Annotated in this window: 17 protein-coding genes; 8 read left to right on the top strand and 9 right to left on the bottom strand. The window is 63.8% G+C overall.

Features of this window, described 5'->3' with window-relative positions; translation table 11 throughout:
* The first annotated feature begins 225 nt into the window (after nucleotides 1–225).
* Nucleotides 226–1,275, top strand: a complete 1,050-nt coding sequence (locus IVB24_RS17125) for a hydroxyacid dehydrogenase (RefSeq protein ID WP_247773840.1) — start codon at nucleotides 226–228, stop codon at nucleotides 1,273–1,275.
* Nucleotides 1,276–1,406: 131 nt separating this feature from the next.
* Entirely contained in the window at nucleotides 1,407–1,619 is a 213-nt protein-coding gene (locus IVB24_RS17130) for a hypothetical protein (protein WP_247773842.1), read from the top strand.
* Nucleotides 1,620–1,622: 3 nt separating this feature from the next.
* On the opposite strand, the gene IVB24_RS17135 is transcribed toward IVB24_RS17130, so the two are convergent.
* From IVB24_RS17135 to IVB24_RS17175, 9 genes are all read right to left on the bottom strand, one after another.
* Nucleotides 1,623–2,198, bottom strand: a complete 576-nt coding sequence (locus IVB24_RS17135; protein WP_247773843.1) for a GNAT family N-acetyltransferase — start codon at nucleotides 2,196–2,198, stop codon at nucleotides 1,623–1,625.
* A 6-nt stretch (nucleotides 2,199–2,204) separates the two neighbouring features.
* Nucleotides 2,205–4,562, bottom strand: coding sequence for an Orn/Lys/Arg decarboxylase N-terminal domain-containing protein (locus tag IVB24_RS17140; protein WP_247773844.1), 2,358 nt, complete (start codon nucleotides 4,560–4,562; stop codon nucleotides 2,205–2,207).
* A gap of 96 nt (nucleotides 4,563–4,658) precedes the next feature.
* Nucleotides 4,659–6,857 carry a xanthine dehydrogenase family protein molybdopterin-binding subunit gene (locus tag IVB24_RS17145; protein WP_247773845.1) on the bottom strand — a complete coding sequence of 733 codons (2,199 nt, stop codon included), beginning with the start codon at nucleotides 6,855–6,857 and terminating at the stop codon, nucleotides 4,659–4,661.
* 7 nt (nucleotides 6,858–6,864) lie between these two features.
* Nucleotides 6,865–7,881: a xanthine dehydrogenase family protein subunit M gene (locus IVB24_RS17150; RefSeq protein ID WP_247773846.1), complete on the bottom strand. Its 1,017-nt coding sequence runs from the start codon at nucleotides 7,879–7,881 to the stop codon at nucleotides 6,865–6,867.
* On the bottom strand, nucleotides 7,878–8,363 hold the full coding sequence (locus tag IVB24_RS17155) for a (2Fe-2S)-binding protein (RefSeq protein ID WP_094975034.1): 486 nt from the start codon (nucleotides 8,361–8,363) through the stop codon (nucleotides 7,878–7,880). Before IVB24_RS17155 ends, IVB24_RS17150 begins: the two co-directional genes overlap by 4 nt.
* 139 nt (nucleotides 8,364–8,502) lie before the next feature.
* Nucleotides 8,503–9,210, bottom strand: coding sequence for a DsbA family protein (locus tag IVB24_RS17160; RefSeq protein WP_247773847.1), 708 nt, complete (start codon nucleotides 9,208–9,210; stop codon nucleotides 8,503–8,505).
* Nucleotides 9,211–9,221: 11 nt separating this feature from the next.
* Complete coding sequence (locus tag IVB24_RS17165) at nucleotides 9,222–11,132, bottom strand: NAD(P)/FAD-dependent oxidoreductase (RefSeq protein ID WP_247773848.1); 1,911 nt, start codon at nucleotides 11,130–11,132, stop codon at nucleotides 9,222–9,224.
* Complete coding sequence (locus IVB24_RS17170) at nucleotides 11,129–11,770, bottom strand: TetR/AcrR family transcriptional regulator (protein WP_140478210.1); 642 nt, start codon at nucleotides 11,768–11,770, stop codon at nucleotides 11,129–11,131. The genes IVB24_RS17165 and IVB24_RS17170 overlap by 4 nt, the downstream gene beginning before the upstream one ends.
* Nucleotides 11,767–13,260 (bottom strand): AMP-binding protein, encoded by a 1,494-nt coding sequence (locus tag IVB24_RS17175; RefSeq protein ID WP_247773850.1) that lies wholly within the window; start codon nucleotides 13,258–13,260, stop codon nucleotides 11,767–11,769. Before IVB24_RS17175 ends, IVB24_RS17170 begins: the two co-directional genes overlap by 4 nt.
* A gap of 171 nt (nucleotides 13,261–13,431) precedes the next feature.
* On the opposite strand from IVB24_RS17175, the gene IVB24_RS17180 reads away from it, so the two are divergent.
* The 6 genes from IVB24_RS17180 (at nucleotide 13,432) to IVB24_RS17205 (ending at nucleotide 18,545) form a co-directional block, all read left to right on the top strand.
* The gene (locus tag IVB24_RS17180) at nucleotides 13,432–14,691 is read left to right on the top strand and encodes an ABC transporter substrate-binding protein (RefSeq protein WP_094975028.1); all 1,260 of its coding nucleotides are present in this window, start codon (nucleotides 13,432–13,434) and stop codon (nucleotides 14,689–14,691) included.
* An 84-nt stretch (nucleotides 14,692–14,775) separates the two neighbouring features.
* Nucleotides 14,776–15,678 (top strand): branched-chain amino acid ABC transporter permease, encoded by a 903-nt coding sequence (locus tag IVB24_RS17185; protein ID WP_094975027.1) that lies wholly within the window; start codon nucleotides 14,776–14,778, stop codon nucleotides 15,676–15,678.
* Nucleotides 15,675–16,694, top strand: a complete 1,020-nt coding sequence (locus IVB24_RS17190; protein WP_094975026.1) for a branched-chain amino acid ABC transporter permease — start codon at nucleotides 15,675–15,677, stop codon at nucleotides 16,692–16,694. The genes IVB24_RS17185 and IVB24_RS17190 overlap by 4 nt, the downstream gene beginning before the upstream one ends.
* A gap of 2 nt (nucleotides 16,695–16,696) precedes the next feature.
* Entirely contained in the window at nucleotides 16,697–17,452 is a 756-nt protein-coding gene (locus IVB24_RS17195) for an ABC transporter ATP-binding protein (RefSeq protein ID WP_140478214.1), read from the top strand.
* Nucleotides 17,449–18,162 carry an ABC transporter ATP-binding protein gene (locus tag IVB24_RS17200; protein WP_094975024.1) on the top strand — a complete coding sequence of 238 codons (714 nt, stop codon included), beginning with the start codon at nucleotides 17,449–17,451 and terminating at the stop codon, nucleotides 18,160–18,162. Before IVB24_RS17195 ends, IVB24_RS17200 begins: the two co-directional genes overlap by 4 nt.
* A 164-nt stretch (nucleotides 18,163–18,326) precedes the next feature.
* Entirely contained in the window at nucleotides 18,327–18,545 is a 219-nt protein-coding gene (locus IVB24_RS17205; protein ID WP_247773852.1) for a hypothetical protein, read from the top strand.
* The last annotated feature ends 36 nt before the right edge of the window (nucleotides 18,546–18,581 follow it).

Consider the following 18,581-nt stretch of genomic DNA (forward strand, 5'->3'; position numbering starts at 1 on the left):
CGAGCCACGCATGCTTCTTGGTTCTGGCCGTCGCGGCTGTCCGAACTTGACGGAGCGGGTAGGATTGTCAACATGTCCGGGCGGCACCGTGATCTGCGCCAGACGGCCTGCCGTGGCCGGCACCGCCGTGCCATAAGCGGCGACAATTAGAAAACGGGAGGGGGCACGGACGGGCGCGCATCGCGCTGACCTTGCGGATCTCCCTCGATAGCCGGAAGGGTCCTGATGTCCGTCAACAGCAAGCGCGTCTTCTACGTCAAATATTTGGCCAATCCGGTCTATATCGATATCCTGAAGGCGCGGCCTGACGTCCGGCTCGATCGCATCGAGAACGAGAGTCCCGAGGACTTCTACGCGCCGATCATGAGCGCGGCGCATGTCTACCAGATCGGCGCCGCCCGGGACGAACTCGCCCCGCATTTCCATGTCGATGCCGCCTTGCTGAAACGTACGCCGAACCTGCTGCTGGTCTCCAGCAATGGCGCGGGCTTCGACCCCGTCGATGTCGAGGCCTGCACCGACGCGGGCGTGCTGGTCGTCAACCAGTCCGGCGGCAATGCCCATTCGGTTGCCGAGCACGCGCTGGCGATGATGCTGACGCTGTCCAAGCGCATCATCCAGTCCGATCGCAAGCTGCGCCGGGAGCGCGACGTCAACCGCAACGATCTGGTCGGAAACGAGGTCGAACACAAGACCGTCGGCATCATCGGCCTCGGCAATGTCGGCCGGCGCATCGCCGCGCTGTGCAAGGGCCTGCTCGGCATGAAGGTGCTGGCCTACGACCCCTATTTGTCGGCCGAAGTGATGGCCGAGCGCGGCGGCGAGAAGGTCGAGCTCGACGAGCTGTTGCGTCGTGCCGATTTCGTCTCGATCTCCTGCCCGCTCGACAAGGGCAGCCGCAACATGATCAGCACGCGCGAGTTCGCGCTGATGCAGCCGCATGCGTATTTCATCACCACGGCACGCGGCTTCATCCACGACGAGGATGCGCTGCTCCAGGCCTTGCGCGACAAGCGTATCGCGGGTGCCGGCCTCGACGTCTGGTCCAAGGAACCGCCGCCGCCGGATCATCCGCTGCTCCAGTTCGACAACGTGCTGGCGAGCCCCCATACCGCTGGGGTGACCATCGAGGCGCGCCAGAACATGGGCCGCATCGCCGCCGAGCAGGTCCTGGACACGCTCGACGGCAAGCGCCCACCGCGCATCATCAATCCCGAGGTGTGGCCGCGCTATGCGGAGCGCTTCAAGCAGGCGTTCGGTGTGATGCCGGGGTAGGGGCGGCCAGATTGCCATTCCGGGGATAACGACGCGGCGAGGAATCGCCCGACGTTGATCCGCGTCAAAATCTCCTTTCCCGGTCCGGCTTAAATGGGACTAGAGTGCCGCCGGGGGGCGCAGGAGGTCCCATGTCTATCTATGTCGTCAGGTTCATGAAGAACGTGCTCGGTGAGTACGGTCGGCAGAGCGAGGTTTGCCAGGGTACGCTGGAGATCGACGCCGCCGATGAGGACGAGGCCAGGGAGCGGGCGAAGGCCAAGTTCTGCAAGGACCAGGCACTGCATCACTGGTCGCTGCATGCCGACCGCATCCATGTGAAGCCGGCTGATTTTCCGTCGTGAGGCCTAGCGGCCCGGCCCCGCGACGGGCGGGGGCGCCGTGGTCCCCGCGCCCAGCGATCGCTGCACCATGACGGTGTCGGACCAGCGGCCATGGCGATAGGCCACGCCGCAGAGCAGGCCGGCGCGCGCGAAGCCGAACCGCTCGTGCAGCGCCAGTGACGGCGCGTTGTCGGCATCGATATAGCCGATCATCTGGCGGAAGCCGGCAGCCGCACAAGCATCGATCAATTCCTGCAGCAGCAGCCGTCCGACCCCACGGCCGAGCTGCTCGTGGTGGACGTAGATCGAATGCTTGGCCGTGTAACGATAGGCCGGACGCTTGCGGAACAGCACCGCGTAGGCATAGCCGACCACTTCGCCGCGAAAGGTTGCGACCAGATGCGGCAGGCGGGTCTGCTTGAGGTTCTTGCGCCGGTCGCGCAGATCGTCCGGCTCGGGCGCGCCGGTTCCTTCGACCTCGCGCGCCACGCCATTGCGGACGTGATGGCGGTAGATCGCCAGCATCGCCTCGACATCACTCTCGCGCGAGGGGCGGACCCAAACCTGTTCGTCACTTGCGCGCGCAACTGTTTCGTTCATCGGCACCTACTCGGCGACGACGTAAGTATAGAGCCCGATGCGCCCCTGGGCATCGATCTCCTTGTAGACGCCCTGGATTTCCACATCGAAGCCCGGAAAATTGTTGAAACATGCTTCGAACATCTTGAGATAATCGACCATGGGCTTCGCCCGTTCCGTCAGCCGCTCGCCGGGCACGATAGTGGCGATGCCGGGGGGATAGACCACGAAGGGTGTGGTGGCGATGCGGCCCGCGATCGCCTCGATCGGGAGGTAGTCGACATCGTTCTTGAACAGATAGCGCGCGGCATCGCGCGGCGACATCGCAATTTCCGGCATGTGCTCCGGCATGAACTGTCGCGCCTGGAGAGTGCTGACATCGGCCGCGCGGAAGAAGCGATGCATCTCGCCGCAGAGATCGCGCAAGCGCGCGCCGGCGTAGCGGGCCTGCCGCCGCTGGTAAAATTCCGGGATGGCGTCGGCCAGCAGTGCGTTGTCGTCGTGCAGCCTCTTGAACGCGACGAGGCCGGAGATCAACGTGCCGGCCTTGCTGGCTTCGACGCCGGGGGTGAGCAGGAAGAGCAGGGAGTTGAGGTCGTTCTTCTCGGGGACGATGCGGTTCTCGCGCAGATATTGCGCGACGACCGGTGCGGGGATGCCGTGCTCGGCATAGGCACCGGTGGTGCGGTCGAAGCCGGGCGTCAGCAGCGTCAGCTTGTTCGGATCGGTCATGGCAAAACCTTCCGTGAGGTCGGGAAAGCCATGCCAGTTCGCATCGGGCGAGAGCTGCCACAGCGCGGCATTGGTGGCGAGCTCATCGGTGGAGAGGGTTTCCCAGGCGACGTTGTGCGCGGCACCGGGGCGGCCGACATCGGGAATGGCGACGCGGTCGGGAACGAAGGGTTCGAAGAACCAGCGCCGGTCCGGGTTCTGCTCCTTCTCCTCGAACTCCCGGCGCATCGCGCGGATCTTCTTGCGCAACTCGATGCCGAGGCGGATCGTGTCGTCCCACAGCACTTCGCCGGAGCGGCCCTTCATCATCTGGGCGCCGACGTCGAGCGAGGCGAACAGCGGATAGAACGGTGACGTGGAGGCGTGCTGCATGAAGCTTTCGTTGAAGCGTCGGTGCTCGACGCGCCGCTTCTGGCCGCGGATGTGGCGGTCCTTGATGTGGATCTGCGAGGCCTGCGAAAAGCTCGCAAGCTGTTTGTGGGTCGACTGCGTCGCGATGATGCCCGGTGCTTCCGGGGGGAGGTTCGTCAGCCCCATGGCGAAGCGGCCGGCATAGAGCGGGTGAAATTTCATGAATCCGGCCCAGGCCTCGTCGAACAGGATGTATTCGCAGAGATGGCCGATGCGCTTCAGGATCATCTCGGCGCTGTGGATCGTACCGTCATAGGTGCACTGTTCGACGACGGCGACGCGGAACGGCCGCTCCTTGCGCCAGGCCTCCTTGTCCGTGACCAGCGGGTGGTTGCGGATAGCCTCGCGCAGCGCTTTCTCGTCGAGCACGTCCCATCGCATCGGGCCGATCAGGCCCCAGGAATTGCGGATGGTCGGCACGTAAACCGGAACGCCGCCGTTGATCATCAGGGCGCCGTGATGGGCGGCCTTGTGATTGTTGCGGTCGAACAGCACGAGGTCGCCGTCGGTGACGAGGGCGCCGAGCGCGACCTTGTTCGAGGTCGAGGTGCCGTTGAGCACGAAATAGGTCTTCTCCGCGCCGAAAATCGCTGCTGCTTCCTTCTGCGCCTTGAGCGCGGGGCCCTCATGGGTGAGGAGGTCGCCGAGATCGAGCACGGAATTGTCGAGGTCGTCGCGGAACACGGATTCGCCGAGATGCTCGACGAAGACCCGGCCGATTGGGCTGCGGTTGTAGAACACGCCGCCGTTATGACCCGGGCAGGTCCAGAGCTGATTTCCCTCCTCGGCATAGTCGACGAGGGCGCCGAAGAACGGCGTCTTCAGCGTCTCGGCATATTGCTTGAGCCGGCTGATCAGATTCTTGGCGATGAAGGGCGGGGTTTCCTCTGAGAGGAAGACATAGCCGTCGATGAAGTCGAGCACCTCGACCGGCAGATCCTCGAAGCGCTTGCGCCGGATCAGGAGGATGATCGGGAAGTCGAGGCCGCGGCGCCGCATCAGATTGATCAGCGCCGAAGTCTTGCCTTCCAGTCCCTTCTTGCCCCAGTCCACCACCATGCAGCCGATTGCGGCATCGGTCTGCACTGCCATCTCGGCGTCTTCCAGCTTGCGGGCCCGGACCACCTCGAAACCGGAGCGCTGGATCTCCTCGATGATCTGGTTGAAGCGAATGCCCTCGAGGTCATCGGCATCGAATGCGGGTGCGGCGAACAAGAAGTTGAAGCGCTTGAAATAATCCATGATCTGTCCCGAATGTGCAGAAGATACAGCTCTGTGCACAATCGATGACACCTGGATGACAGGCCTCGAGTGCCGCGGCAAGATTGGACTGCCGCTTCACTCCAACAGCTTGTCCAGCGTGATCGGGAAGCGCCGGATGCGCTTGCCGGTGGCATGATAGACTGCATTCGCAATCGCTGCAGGCACGCCGACGATGCCAATCTCTCCGAGCCCCTTGATACCAAGCTTGTTGATCCGCTCGTCCGGTTCGTCGACGAAAATGACATTGATGTCGTGAATGTCAGCATTCACGGGAATGTGGTACTCGGCGATGTTCGCGTTCATGATACGGCCGAAGCGGTGATCGATCTGCGTTTCCTCGTGAAGCGCCATTCCGATCCCCCAGACCACGCTGCCCATGATCTGGCTGCGGCCGGTCTTCGTGTTCAGGATGCGGCCGGCAGCAACCGCGCTCACGACCCGCGTCACGCGGATCACGCCGAGCTCCTCGTCGACCTTCACTTCGGCGAAAACCGCCGAATGCGTATTGCGGGCGTGCGATTTGTCCTCGGCGAACTCGTTCAGCTTCTCCTTTTCGATCCGCTCGATCTTGCCGTGGCGCATAACGTCGGCAATAGAGACAGCAGCCGCGTTCTTGCCATTGCTCGCGATCATGCCGTTGGCCAAGGTGACATTGTGCATCTCGATGTCAGCCAGCGGAGAATCCGGCATCGCCTTCGCAAGCCGCGCGAGCTCCTGGCGAATGTCTTCGGCTGCTGCCAACACGGCGTGCGCGCTGGATGCCGCCATCCAGGAGCCACCTTCGACGGGAGCTTGCGGCAAGGTCGAGTCGGCGAGCCTGACGCTGATGCTCTCAATCGGCAGGCCTAGGGTATCCGCCGCGACCTGCGCCACGATGGTATAGGTGCCAGTGCCAATATCGGACGCGGCGCAGGAGACCTCGGCATGGCCGTTGGCCGTCAGCACGATACGGGCGGCAACAGGCATCTGCAGTGCTTCCCACACTCCTGTGGCCATGCCCCAGCCGACGAGTTCCTTGCCGTCGCGCCTGGAGCGCGGTGCGGGATCACGGCGGCTCCAGCCGAAGGCTTCGGCGCCGCGGGCGTAGCATTCGCGCAGCTGCTTGCTGGTGTAGGGCAGGTCTTCGCTCTGGTCGCGATCCGAGTAGCACTTCAGCCGCAGCTCGATCGGATCCAGCTTGAGCGCGACCGCCAATTCGTCCATGGCGCATTCGAGCGCACAGACGCCCGATGCTGCGCCCGGTGCCCGCATATCGCAGGGCGTCGAAACGTCGAGATCGACCAGCTTGTGGGCAAAGTGGGTGTTCGGGCTCTTGTAGAGCTGCTCGGCCCAGCCCGTGTCGTTGCGCGAAAAATCTTCGTAGCGTGAGGTCATTGCGATAGCTTCGTGGGTGATGGCATCAAGCGTGCCATCCGGCCTTGCCCCGAGCGCAACGCGTTCGATGGTCATGGGGCGATAGCCCAGGCCGTACATCTGCTGCCGCGTCAGCACGACGCGAACCGAACGCTTGAGCGCGAGCGTGGCCATCGTGGCCAGCACGACCTGGTACTGCGGCCGCAGGCCGGAACCGAAGGCGCCACCGACATAGGGCGAAAGTACGCGAATCTCCTCGGGCTTCTTGCCGAACACGCTGCAGAGATACTTCTGCACGTTCTGAACGCCTTGCGTCTTGTCGTAGACCGTGAGCTTGCCGTCCTCCCAGACCGTCGTCGTCGAATAGAGCTCCATCGGATTGTGATGCTCGGTCGGAACGAGGTAATCCGCTTCGTGGCGCAAGCCGGCGACGGCAAGCGCTGCCTTGGCGTCGCCGCGCGGCTTGTGCGGCTTGTCCATCTCGTTGGCACTGCCACGTTCGGCCTCGAGGTCGGTCACGAACTCAAGCTGCTCGTAGTCGATCCGCACGAGCGTAGCGGCGAACTTCGCGGTTTCCCATTCCTCGGCAAGGACGAGCGCAATCGGCTGTCCGTTGAACTTGATCATGTCGTCATAGAGCGGCCGGAACGGCGAGCCCTCCGGAGCCACTTCGTCCTTCCAGGCTTCGTCCTTGTCCGCGAGGGGAGGACGATTGGCGTGCGTGAGCACGTCGAGAACCCCGGCGACTTTCAGCGCCTCGTGAGTGTCGATGCGCACGATGCGACCGCGCGGTATGGTGGCCTCCACCACGAAGCCATGGACCAAGCCGTTGGCGCTGAATTCGCCGGCGTACTTCGCGGCTCCGGTGACCTTGGCCCGGCCGTCGACGCGCGAGGTTGGTGTTCCGACATAGGCGTTCATCCGGCCCTCATGCGATCTTCTTGTGAGCTTGTGATTGCGGCCTGGCACTCGCGGCCTGCATCAGCGTTCGCACGATGGCGCGACGGGCCAGCTCGATCTTGAATTCGTTCTGGGAACGGGCAGTCGCCCCCTGCAGCAGCAGATCGGCGGCGTATCCGAAATGGTCCGGTGTAGCCGCCTTGCCCCGCAATGCTGCTTCGGCCTCGAGGCTTCGCCAGGGCTTGTGAGCCACGCCGCCGAGTGCCAGGCGCGCTTCGTTGATCGCGTTGCCCTCCAGCTCGAGGGCGGCTGCAACCGAGACCAAGGCAAAGGCGTAGGACAGACGGTCGCGGATTTTCAGATAGCTGAAATTCCGGGCAAAGCCGTGCGGCGGCAGCTCAATTGCCGTAATGATCTCGCCGCTGCCGATATTCGTATCGAGATGAGGCTTGTCGTCCGGGAGCCGGTGGAAATCCGTCAACGCGATGGTGCGCTGACCCGAGGGGCCTGCGATGTGGACCAGCGCGCCGAGCGCGGCCAGCGCCACGCTCATGTCGGATGGGTTGGTCGCAATGCAGGACTTGCTGGTGCCGAGGATCGCATGGTTCCGGTTGAGGCCATCGAGCGCCGAGCAGCCTGTGCCAGGGCTCCGCTTGTTGCAAGGTGTGGCCGTGTCATAAAAGTAGGAGCAGCGCGTTCGTTGCATCAGATTGCCGCCGACCGAGGCCATGTTGCGCAGTTGCGCGGAGGCGCCGGCCAGGATGGCGCTGGCGAGGAGGGGGTAGCGCTGCTCGATCAAGGGGTGGTAGGCGAGGTCCGAATTCGGCACCAGGGCGCCGATGCGCAGACCGCCGCCGGCGGTCTCCCTGATGTCGCGGAGCGGAAGGCGGGAGATGTCGATGAGCCGCGAGGGCCGTTCGACATTCTCCTTCATCAGATCGATCAGGTTGGTGCCGCCGGCAATCAGCTTCGCGCCGGGATCGGCGGTGAGCAGGCGAATGGCGTCGGCAACGTCGCTTGCGCGGGAATAATCGAAATTGTTCATGACCGGCTCATTGCCTGCTCGATCGCAGCCACGATGTTGGGATAAGCGCCACAGCGGCAGAGGTTTCCGCTCATGAGCTCCCGGATCTCGTCGGCATCTCGCGCATGACCTTCGGCCAGCAGGCCGGCGGCCGAGCAAATCTGTCCCGGCGTGCAATAGCCGCACTGAAAGGCATCGTGGTCGATGAAGGCCTGCTGCAGGGGATGCAACGTGCCGTCCCTGGCCAAGCCTTCGATCGTCGTGATCTCGGCGCCATCCTTCATGACCGCGAGGGTCAGGCAGGAATTGACCCGTCTTCCGTCGACCAGCACGGTACAGGCGCCGCATTGGCCGTGATCGCAGCCTTTCTTGGTGCCGGACAGCTCCAGACGGTCACGCAGCGCATCGAGGAGCGTGGTCCACGGCACGATTTCGAGCGTGCGCCTTTCGCCATTGACGACGAGGTTGATCGGAATACGTTCGGGGATCGTCGTGTCGGCCATATTCTATTTCCTTGCGGAAGGGCCGGGCTGGGCAAATTGTGGGAGTGACGCACGAATGCGCTGCCACCGCTGGCCGATAGCGCCCAACGGATGACGCGGCGCTTGGTTCCAGACCGATTCTTCCGGCCGGATAGCGAGATCAGCGCTTGGCTCGGAGAGCCTTGGGCTGGAGCTTGCGCCGATGGGGAGTGGGTTGGCCGCGTAAAGGCGGCTCTACCGGCTTGCGGTGCCGGCTGCCAAGAGCGGTTTCGATGGTCTCGGGCCGCTCGATGCGTGCGATCAGCATGTCGATGCGGTCGCCGCCCCAGAACAACTCGCCGTTGAACACCATGGTGGGAACGCCGAACACGCCGAGTGCCTCGGCCTCATCAATGATGCGATCGTGCTCGGCGCGTGCGGAGCCGTTGACATAGGCCTCGAACTTGACGGACGAGCCGCCGCACGATGCGATGATATCCGCGATCGCGGCGAGGTCGTCGATCTCCAGCTCATGACTCCAGAATTTGCGAAATACCATGTCGTGATAGGGCCGGAAGAAGCCGTGGTGTTGGGCGAACAGCATGCCCACGCTTGAATAGAAGGCGTCGTAGATGCGCCGCGGTCCTTTCATGACGAGGCCCTGCGCATTGGCGAAGCGCCGAGCGTCCATATAGGCGTAGCGAACCTTGCGCCAGAAATGCGGCGTGCGCTCCTCGACTGTGCCCATGAACTCGGCGACGCGCAGCGTGTAGGGCAGCCATTCGAGTTCGACACCGTGCGTGTCTTCGAGCTCGAACAGGCGCTTGTTGGCGACGAAAGCGTAGGGGCTCTTGTAGTCGGTATAGACGCGTATAAGTGGCTTCGGCACGGCGAGTTCCTCTATGCTCTCGTCAGCCGGTACTGCCCCAGATCCGGGTCATGGGTCATGCGCCAGTAATCCACGAACCGCCAGGGCATGGCCGAAAACACGCGTCCGCTCGCGTTGCGGTAGTAGGTGCTCATGCCTGGATGGGTCCAGATCATGGTCTCGTGCTCGGCATCGACCTTGCGGACGTAATCGTCGAGCACGTCCGGGCGGACATCGATCGCTGCGACGTCTTGCTCGATCATCTCGGCGAGACACGCCGAGATGTAGCGGCTCTGGCATTCCGACTGGAAGATGACGCTGCCGCCATGCGCGGGGCCGGAGTTCGGGCCGAGCATGCAGAAGAAGTTGGGGAAGTCGGGCACGGTGAGGCCGAGGAACGCCGTCGGATTGTCGTTGGCCCAGGCCTGGCGCAGATCCTTGCCGTCGCGTCCGCTGATGTTGAGGCGCGCCGCCATCTCCGTCACCTTGAAGCCGGTGGCGACCACGATGATTTCGGCGGGACGGTGCTGGCCGTCGGCGGTGACGATGCCGGTCTCGTCGAAATGATCGATCGCGTCGGTGACGAGGCCCACGTTCGGTCGCCTCAAGGTCTTGAACCAGTTGTTGTCGAGCAAAATGCGCTTGCCGTAGGGCGGATAGGTCGGCATGCATTTCTCGATCAGGTCCGGCCGGCCCTGCAGTTCCGACAGGATGAAATCGGTCAGCTCCTGGCGGTGCCGGTCGTTGCCCTTGTTGACGGCGCGCTCGGGATGCGGCCAGGCCGGGTCCTTGCGCAGAAATGGCAAGAGGCCGTCGCCATAGCGCCAGAACATGTTGAAGCGGTACCACTGCACATAGAACGGAAGGTGCGCCAGCAGCCAGCGCGCGCCCTCGCTGATCGGATCGGCATAGCCCTTCACAGGCCGCGCCCATTGCGCGCTGCGCTGATAGACCGTGACCGAGGCGACGCGGTCCGCGATCGACGGCACCAGCTGCATCGAGGTCGCGCCGGTGCCGATCACGGCGACATGCTTGCCGTCGATGTCGATGTCATCGGACCACAGCGCCGAATGCAGGATCGTTCCCTTGAACTCGTCCTCGCCTTTGAACCGGGCGCGCGAGGGGTCGTTGAGCTGGCCGATGGCCGAGACCAATGCGGTGGATTCGAAGGTTTCTTCACCGTTGCTGGTTTTGAGCGTCGAGATCCAGCGCCGCTTGCTTTCGTCCCAGCGCGACGAGGTCAGCTCGGTGTTGACGCGCAGATGCTTGCGGATGCCGTACTCTTCCGCGACCTTCTGGAGATAGCCGAGCAACTCCTCGCGCTGGCAGAAATAGCGGGTCCATGCATTCCCCGAGCCGAACGAATAGGAATAGGAGTGGTTTGGCGTATCGACGCCGCAGCCGGGATAGCGGTTGATCCACCAGGTGCCGCCGAGTTCGGCGTTCTTCTCGACGATGGTGTAGGGAATGCCGAGATGGCCGAGCGCGACGCCGAGCGCGATGGCGCAAACGCCGGCACCGACGATCAGAACGTGCTGCTCGGCGAGCTTGTCGTTCGACGGCTGCTTGGTCCAACGCGGCTCGCGCGCCACAAAGCCCATCTCCTCGCGCATCAGCGGGGCATATTCCGGCGCGACGTTCTCGCCGAGGCAGGCGCGCATCATCGTCAGTAGCAGCTCTTCGCCGGGATCGGCGATGACGGGCTTCGGCGTGCCATCGGCAAAGAGTTTGACGACAGCGGCGCGAATCTCGTCCTGGATTTCATGCGGCACGCCGGCCTCGGGATCGGGGATCAGGCGGATGTCGCGCTTGGGCAAGTACGGCGGCGCGAGCCATTTCTCATCGCCAGTCATGTGCACCAGCACCATCAGGAGGCAGCGGATGTCGCCTTCTGCGATGGTCGAGGCAAGGTCGAGCGGCCTGTGCGGAGCTTCGATATTCATGGCGTGTCCTGGTCTCCGGACGTGGTGAAGAGCCCGCGCGTCATCAGCTTGCGATAGGCGGAGATGACGTGCTCGGGCACGGCGGTGACGCCGTCGGCCGAATAGGAGTAGCGGCGGCTGAGATAGCCGCGCGCGCCCATCAGCATGTGGACGATCGCCTCGAACTCGTCGTCGCTGTAATCCTCGATCGCGCCTGCGCCTCGCGCGCGACGCAAAATGCGGACATAGGCGACCGAGATGTTGTCGAGATGCTTCTGGTAACCGATCGGTGCGAAGAACTCGGCCTCGTTGAGGATGCGCAAGAACTCCGGCACCTCGCGGATGAAGTCGAAGAACGCGGAGAAGCGTGAAATCTCCTGCCGCGCCGCGTCCGCGGTGCCCGTGCGGGCGCGGATGAAACCGACCATGTCGAGGCCGATCTTCGGCAGCAACTGATCGAGCAGCTCCTGGCGGTTCTCGAAATGATTGTAGAAGGTGCCTTGCGCGACGCCGGCCTGCTCGGTGATGCGGGCGACGGAGGCTTCGGCATAGCCATGCTTGCCGACGACCTTGGTGGCGGCCTCGAAGATCTTCTGCTTGGTCCAGGCGTTGCGCTCGACGCGGTTGAGTTTTGTTACCTTCGCATTCACTTGCGTCATTCAGACCTCTCCAGCTCGGCGCGCAGCACGCGCTTGAGAATCTTTCCGGATGGGTTGCGCGGCAGGCCGTCGCGGATGATCAGCTGTTTCGGCACCTTGAAGCTCGCGAGCCGGGCGCGACAATGCTCGGTGAGGGCAGGGAGCTCGAGCCTGGCGCCCTCGATCAGCACGACGATCGCGACCGGCCGTTCGCCCCAGCGTGCGTCGCGCAGGCCGATCACCGCGACCTCGCGCACCTCGGGCAAATCGTAGATGACGCGTTCGACCTCGGAGGAGGCGATGTTCTCGCCGCCGGAGATGATCATGTCCTTCTTGCGGTCGGTGAGGTACAGGAAGCCGTCGTCGTCGAGATAGCCGACGTCGCCGCTGCGGAACCAGTCGCCGAAGAAGGCGGCGGCCGTCTTGTCCGGATCCTTCCAGTAGCCGCGCGTGATCTTCGGTCCCCGCAGGCAGATCTCGCCGTTGACGTTGGCCGGCAACGTATTGCCGTCCTCGTCGCGGATCTCGATCTCGACATGGGCGATAGCGCGCCCTGTCGAGCCGATCTTCTCGATCTCGCGACCGGCCTCCATGAAGGTGTCGCCGCCGACGGTCTCGGTGAGGCCATAGGCATCGATGTAGCGCGCATTGTGGAAATGGTCGGAGAAGGCGCGGATGCGCAGCTCCGGCGTCTTCTCGCCGCCGCCGATCGCCCATTGCAGGCTGGAGACGTCGTAGCGATCACGCGTCGGGCAGGTGAGCATCGCACTGGTCATGACGGGTGCGAACCAGGCGGCGTTGAGCTTGTCCTCGGCAATCGCCGCAAGCGCGGTCTCCGGCTCGAAATTGCGTTCGATGCGGATGAAGCCGCCATGCCAGAGCACGGCGATGCCGGGCAGGTCGAGCGCGCCGACGTGATAGAGCGGGCCGACGACGAGAAGGCGCGTCTCGGCGCTGAGGCCGAGCGCGATCGTCTGGTCGGCGGACTTCCAGTAGAAATTGTCGTATGTAAGCATCACTCCCTTGGGGCGGTCGGTTGTGCCCGAGGTATACATCAGCCGCATCAGGTCGGCTGGCGCGCGGTGATGCATCGGTGCGGGCGGCGCATCGCCTGCAAGATGCGTAGCGCTCTGCTGTGCGGCTTCGTTCAGAACGAGGGTCTTCGCACCCGCTGCATTGGCGGCGAGTTCTTCATCGGCAATCAACAGCCGCGCGCCGGCATTGCCAGCGATGTAGCCGACCTCGTCGCGGGAGAGGCGGAAGTTGATCGGCAGGAACACCGCGCCGAGATGGCTGGTGGCGAAGACGAGCTCCAGGAACGCGGCGCTGTTCTTCATCAGCACCGCCACGACATCGCCGGCGCCGATGCCTTGCGCGGCGAGCCAGCCTGCCACCGTCCGGACACGCGCATCGAACGCCGCGTAGGAAATCTCCTCGCCGCGGTATTTCAGCGCGGGTCGGTCCGGCGTGCGCCGGGCGTGAAAGGCGATGAAGCTCGAAAGATTGATCATTTTGCCGATCTTGGGCCGGTTACCGGCCTTGCTTCCCCCTTGATGAATTCTGACTCGTAATTCATCTTTGGCTTGACGTCACCCCCCGCCCTCTGAAATCCTTGAGAACACGGAGACGACACGATCTCCGACAGGGATTTGGAAACGCCGACCCGACAGAGGGAGGGAAGAATGACGAGGACCCGCACGCCGGGCATCAGCCGCCGTTCAACGCTGGCGCTGATGGGCGCCGGTGCGATGAGTGTTGCCGCGCCCTGGGTGGCGCGTGCGCAAGCCAAGACCATCAAGATCGGCATGCCGACGATCCTGTCAGGCCGCGTGGCGCAGCTCGGCACGTCCTCGCGCAATGCGGTGATGCTCGAGGTCGACAAGGTCAACGCTGCCGGCGGCCTTGCCGGCCGGCAGATCGAGATGGTGATCCGCGACTCCAAGGGCCAGCCGCAGGAAGCCGCGCGTGTCGCACGCGAGCTCGTCAACACCGACGGCTGCGAATTGCTGCTCGACGGTGAGGCGTCCTCCGGATCGTTCGCTGTGCATGAGGTCGCGCGCGATCTCGGCGTGCTCTGCATCCACACCTGCTCGGAAGCGTCCTCGCTGACGGCCGATCCGAAGCAGCACATCCCGAACGCGTTCCGCTGCGTGCGCCAGGGCATCCACGATTCCATCGTCGGCGGCAGCTACGCCGCCGCGATCGCCAAGACCAAGGGCCTGAAGAAATGGGCGACCTGTTCGCCCGATTATGCCTATGGCCGCGACACCACCGGCGAGTTCACGCTGTATTTGAAGCGTTTCGCCCCTGATGTGGAGATCATCAGCGAGTCCTGGCCGAAACTGTTCCAACCCGACTACACCGAGGTGGTGACCAAGATCCTGCAAGCCAAGCCGCAGGCGCTTTATTCCTGCCTGTGGGGCGGCGATCTCACCTCCTATATCGACCAGGCCAACATCTACGCGATGTTCAGCCAGATGGAGGTGTTCGCGGTCAACATGGCCGACTACACCGCGCTCACCGTGGTGAAGAACCTGCCCAAGGGCATCCACTCCGGCAACCGTTACATCAAGACCTTTCCGACCACGCCGGAGAACGCGGCCTGGGGCGATGCCTACAAGGCGAAGTACAACGAGTATCCGACCAACTGGTCGTGGCAGAACGCGACCGCCGTGATGTTCCTCGCCGAGGCCGCCAAGAAGGCGAACTCGGCGGATGGCAAGAAGATCGCGGAGACGTTGAAGGGCCTCACCATCAAGTGCCCGTTCGGCGCCGACGGCACCGTGACGATGCGCGGCGACGATCACACGCTGGTCGGCTACGCCATCGGCTGGGGCACTACGATTCCGCAGGAGCCGTATGTCCCCGAGGTCAAGGCCGGCGACTGGAAGACGATCTTCGAGCTCGAGGCCGAGTGGAAGAAGAGCAAGGGTTACACCTGATCCGATGCGCAGCGGAGACGGGCGACCGTCTCCGCCATCTCGTTTTCCGCGCCCCGTCAGGCGCGCCGCAATGAAAGTGCTCCCGTGGATCTCGACGCGCTTGCCGGTTGCCTCTCCAGCTCCGCCTGCCTGGTGACGCAAACCACCAGCGGGCTGATCATCGGCATGCTGCTGTTCCTGGTCGCGGTCGGGCTGACGTTGATTTTCGGCGTGCTCAAAGTGGTCAATTTCAGCCACGGCGCCTTCTACATGTTCGGTGCCTATTTCGCGATGACCGCCTATCAGTTCACCGGCAGTTTCGCCCTCGCGATGCTGGCAGGCGCGGCCGGCACGGCCATTCTCGGCCTGATCTTCGAGCGCGTCTTCATGAGCCGCGTCTATGGCGCCGACGTATTGATGCAGCTCCTCGTCTGCTATGCCTTTGTGCTGATCTTCGACGATGTCGTGCGCCTGATCTGGGGCCCGGAATTCAAGTCGATGGGCATGCCGTCCGCATTCCAGGTGATGCCGCTGTTCATCGCCGGCGGCGTGGTGCCGCCTTATTATCTGCTGCTGATCGGCGTCGCGCTGGTCGCAGCGATCGTGCTCGGCATCGGGCTGTCGCGCAGCCGCATCGGCAAGGTGATCCGTGCCGCCGCGCAGAATCCAGGCATGGTGTCCGCGCTCGGCATCAACACCGGCCTGATCTATGGCGGCGTGTTCGCGCTCGGCGGCATGCTGGCGGGGCTCGCGGGTGCGCTCGCCGCGCCGGTGCGCTCGCTGACCCCGGGGATGGGATTTTCGGTGCTGATCGAATCCTTCATCGTCACCGTGATCGGCGGAATGGGCTCGATCCTGGGTGCCCTGATCGGCGCGTTGCTGCTCGGCCTGATCAGGTCCTATGGGTCGCTCGGCTTTCCCCTGTTCACGGAAGGCCTGATGTATCTGTTCATGGTGATCGTGCTGGTCTCAAAACCCACCGGCCTGTTCGGCAAGGAGGCGGCATGACCGAGCTCGAGGCCGGACGCGCCGGGACGCTGGCGCCTGTGCACGGCGGCGCCGCGCTTGGGCGCTATCGCGACATCCTTATCGCGCTGATCGCTTTTGCCGTGCTGGCGAGCCTGCCGCTGTTCACGGGCAGCAAGGCGCTGCTCGATTTCGTCATCCGCTGCTCGGCTTACGGCCTGTTCGCGACTTCGCTCAACCTGCTCGTCGGCTATACCGGCCTGACCTCGTTCGGCCATGGCATGTTCTTTGGCCTTGGCGCCTACAGCTTCGGCCTGATCATGCAGAAGCTGGCCGTGCCGATTCCCGTCGCGTTCGTGGCGACGCTGGCGATCACGGCGCTGATCGCGGCCGTGATCGGCGCGATCTGCGTGCGGCTGAAGGAGATCTATTTCGCCTTCGTAACGCTCGCCTTCCAGATGCTGATCCATTCGACCATTTTGTCCTGGGCCTCTTTCACCGGCGGCGACCAGGGCCTGCGCGGCGGCATTCCGCGTCCCGCATTCCTCGGGATCAATCTCGCCAACCACGTACATCTCTACGTTGCGAGCTGCGCGTTGCTGATCCTCGGCCTGCTCGCGATGCGCCAGATCGCGCAATCGCCGTTCGGCTACACCCTGCGAATGATTCGCGACAACGCCGCGCGCGCGAGCTTCCTCGGCATCGACGTCTGGCGCACCAAACTCACCGTGTTCGTGCTGGCGGCGGTGTTCGCGGCGATGGGCGGCATGGTGATGGCGCTGTTCGTCTCCGGCGCCTATCCGGAATTCGCTTACTGGACGATCTCGGGCGAAGCCATCTTCATCAACATGCTCGGCGGCGTCTCGACCTTCCTCGGGCCGATGGTCGGCACAGTGCTGCTCTTGCTGCTCAACGACACCGTAACGCGGTTCACCGAGTACCATGGCATCGTGCTTGGAATCGTCATCCTGTTCTTCGCGCTGGGCCTGCGCAAAGGCCTGCTGGACTTCGTCGCCGAATGGTTTTCGCAGCGGCGCGACGCAGGCGAGGAGCGCTAGGGATGCTCGAGATCCGCAACCTCGCAAAGTCCTTCGGTGGCGTGAAGGCGACCAACGACGTCTCGCTCGAATTTCCGGACGGCTCGCTCACCGCGGTGATCGGTCCGAACGGCGCCGGCAAGAGTACCTTCTTCAACCTGATCACCGGCGCGTTGAAGCCTGACACCGGCCAGGTGCTGCTCGACGGCGTCGATCTCGCCGGCCGCTCGCCGCCCGAGATCGTCCGTCACGGCATCGGCCGTGCTTTCCAGGTCGCCAGCATCTTCAAATCGCTGACGGTGCAGGAGACCATGCTCGCCGCCGTCAGCGCCGACCAGCGCTCCTCCACGGTGCTGCACAGGCGCTTTCCGTTGCCCGAGACGCGTGATCGCGCCGAGCACGTGATGGAGCTGCTAGGACTCGCGGGAAAGCGCAATCGCACCGCCGCAACGCTCTCGCACGGCGATCAGAAGCTCCTCGACATAGCGCTGGCGCTGGTGCTCGAGCCGAAAGTTTTGTTGCTGGACGAGCCGACCGCCGGCATGGGACCTGAAGAGCGCTGGCGCATGATCGACAAGGTGCGCGAGCTCTGGGAGACGCAAAAGATCACCGTCGTCTTCATCGAGCACGACATGGACATCGTGTTCAAGATCGCGCCCAAAATCGTCGTGCTCTGCTATGGCCGTATTCTGGCAACCGGTACGCCCGACGAGATCCGCAACAACAGCGCTGTGATCGAGGCTTATCTGGGTACTGAGCATGCGGGGGCGGCTGCATGAATGCTGTCGTCATCGAGGTCGCCGATCTCGACGTCTATTACGGCACCAGCCAGATCCTGTTCGGCGTCAGCCTCTCGGTGCGGCAGGGCGAGACCATGGCGCTGCTGGGCCGCAACGGCGCCGGCAAGTCCACCACCATGAAGGCGATCATGGGGCTGGCGCCGCCGCGGCGGGGTAAAGTGAGCCTGCGTGGTGCTCTGATCTCCGGCCGGAAGCCGCATCATATCGCGCGCGCCGGTCTCGGCTTCGTGCCGGAGGACCGCCAGATCTTTCCGGAGCACAGCGTCGAGGACAATCTGGTCATTGGCCGCAAGAAGGGACCGGAGGGCCAGGACGAATGGCCGATCAAGCGCATCTACGAGGTCTTCCCGCTGCTGGAGCCGCTGCGCCATCGCATCGCCGGGCGTCTCTCGGGCGGCGAGCAGCAGATGCTGGCGATCGCGCGCACGCTGATGGGTAACCCCGCGCTGCTGCTGCTGGACGAGCCGAGCGAGGGGCTCGCGCCGATCATAGTGCAGCGGATCGGCGAGTTGTTGCGGCAGCTCCGAGGCATCGGATCGACCGTGCTGATTGCCGAGCAGAACATGCATTTCTGCCTGGGGCTCGCGAGCCACGCCACCATCATCGACAAGGGCCAGATCGTCTACGCCGCCGGAATCGACGAGCTGAAAGCCAATGAGGCGATCCGCCGGCGTTATCTGGCCCTCTGAGCCTGGCGGGCGGTGTCCGAATAGTCGAGAAGAAGAAAACTGTTGTCTGGGGTCATTCCGGCGGAAGGAGTTTCCTTGGGCAGGAGCAAAAACGCCAATCGCTTCCATTGCCGTTTGAGCGGGAAACGACGACATTCCCATCAGAAGTTGATGGATTGACGGTCATGGAACGCACTGGATTTGAGCCCTTCGGCGAGCAATTGATGTCCGCAACGGATGCCCAGCCGAAGTCGCGCGCGTCGAAGCTGCTGCTGCGGGTCGGCACCGGGCTGTTCTGGTCGCTTGTGGCCGGAATCGTGCTCGCGCGTGCGGCATTCTTCGAACCAGGCGTCTATGACGGGTTCAGCCGGGTGGCCTCGCTGGCCAAGAGCCTGATCTTCTGAGGCTTGTTATTCCGGGTCGAGGACAGAACTTCTCTC

Source organism: Bradyrhizobium sp. 192 (genome assembly GCF_023100965.1).
In the GTDB taxonomy this organism is placed as follows: domain Bacteria; phylum Pseudomonadota; class Alphaproteobacteria; order Rhizobiales; family Xanthobacteraceae; genus Bradyrhizobium; species Bradyrhizobium symbiodeficiens.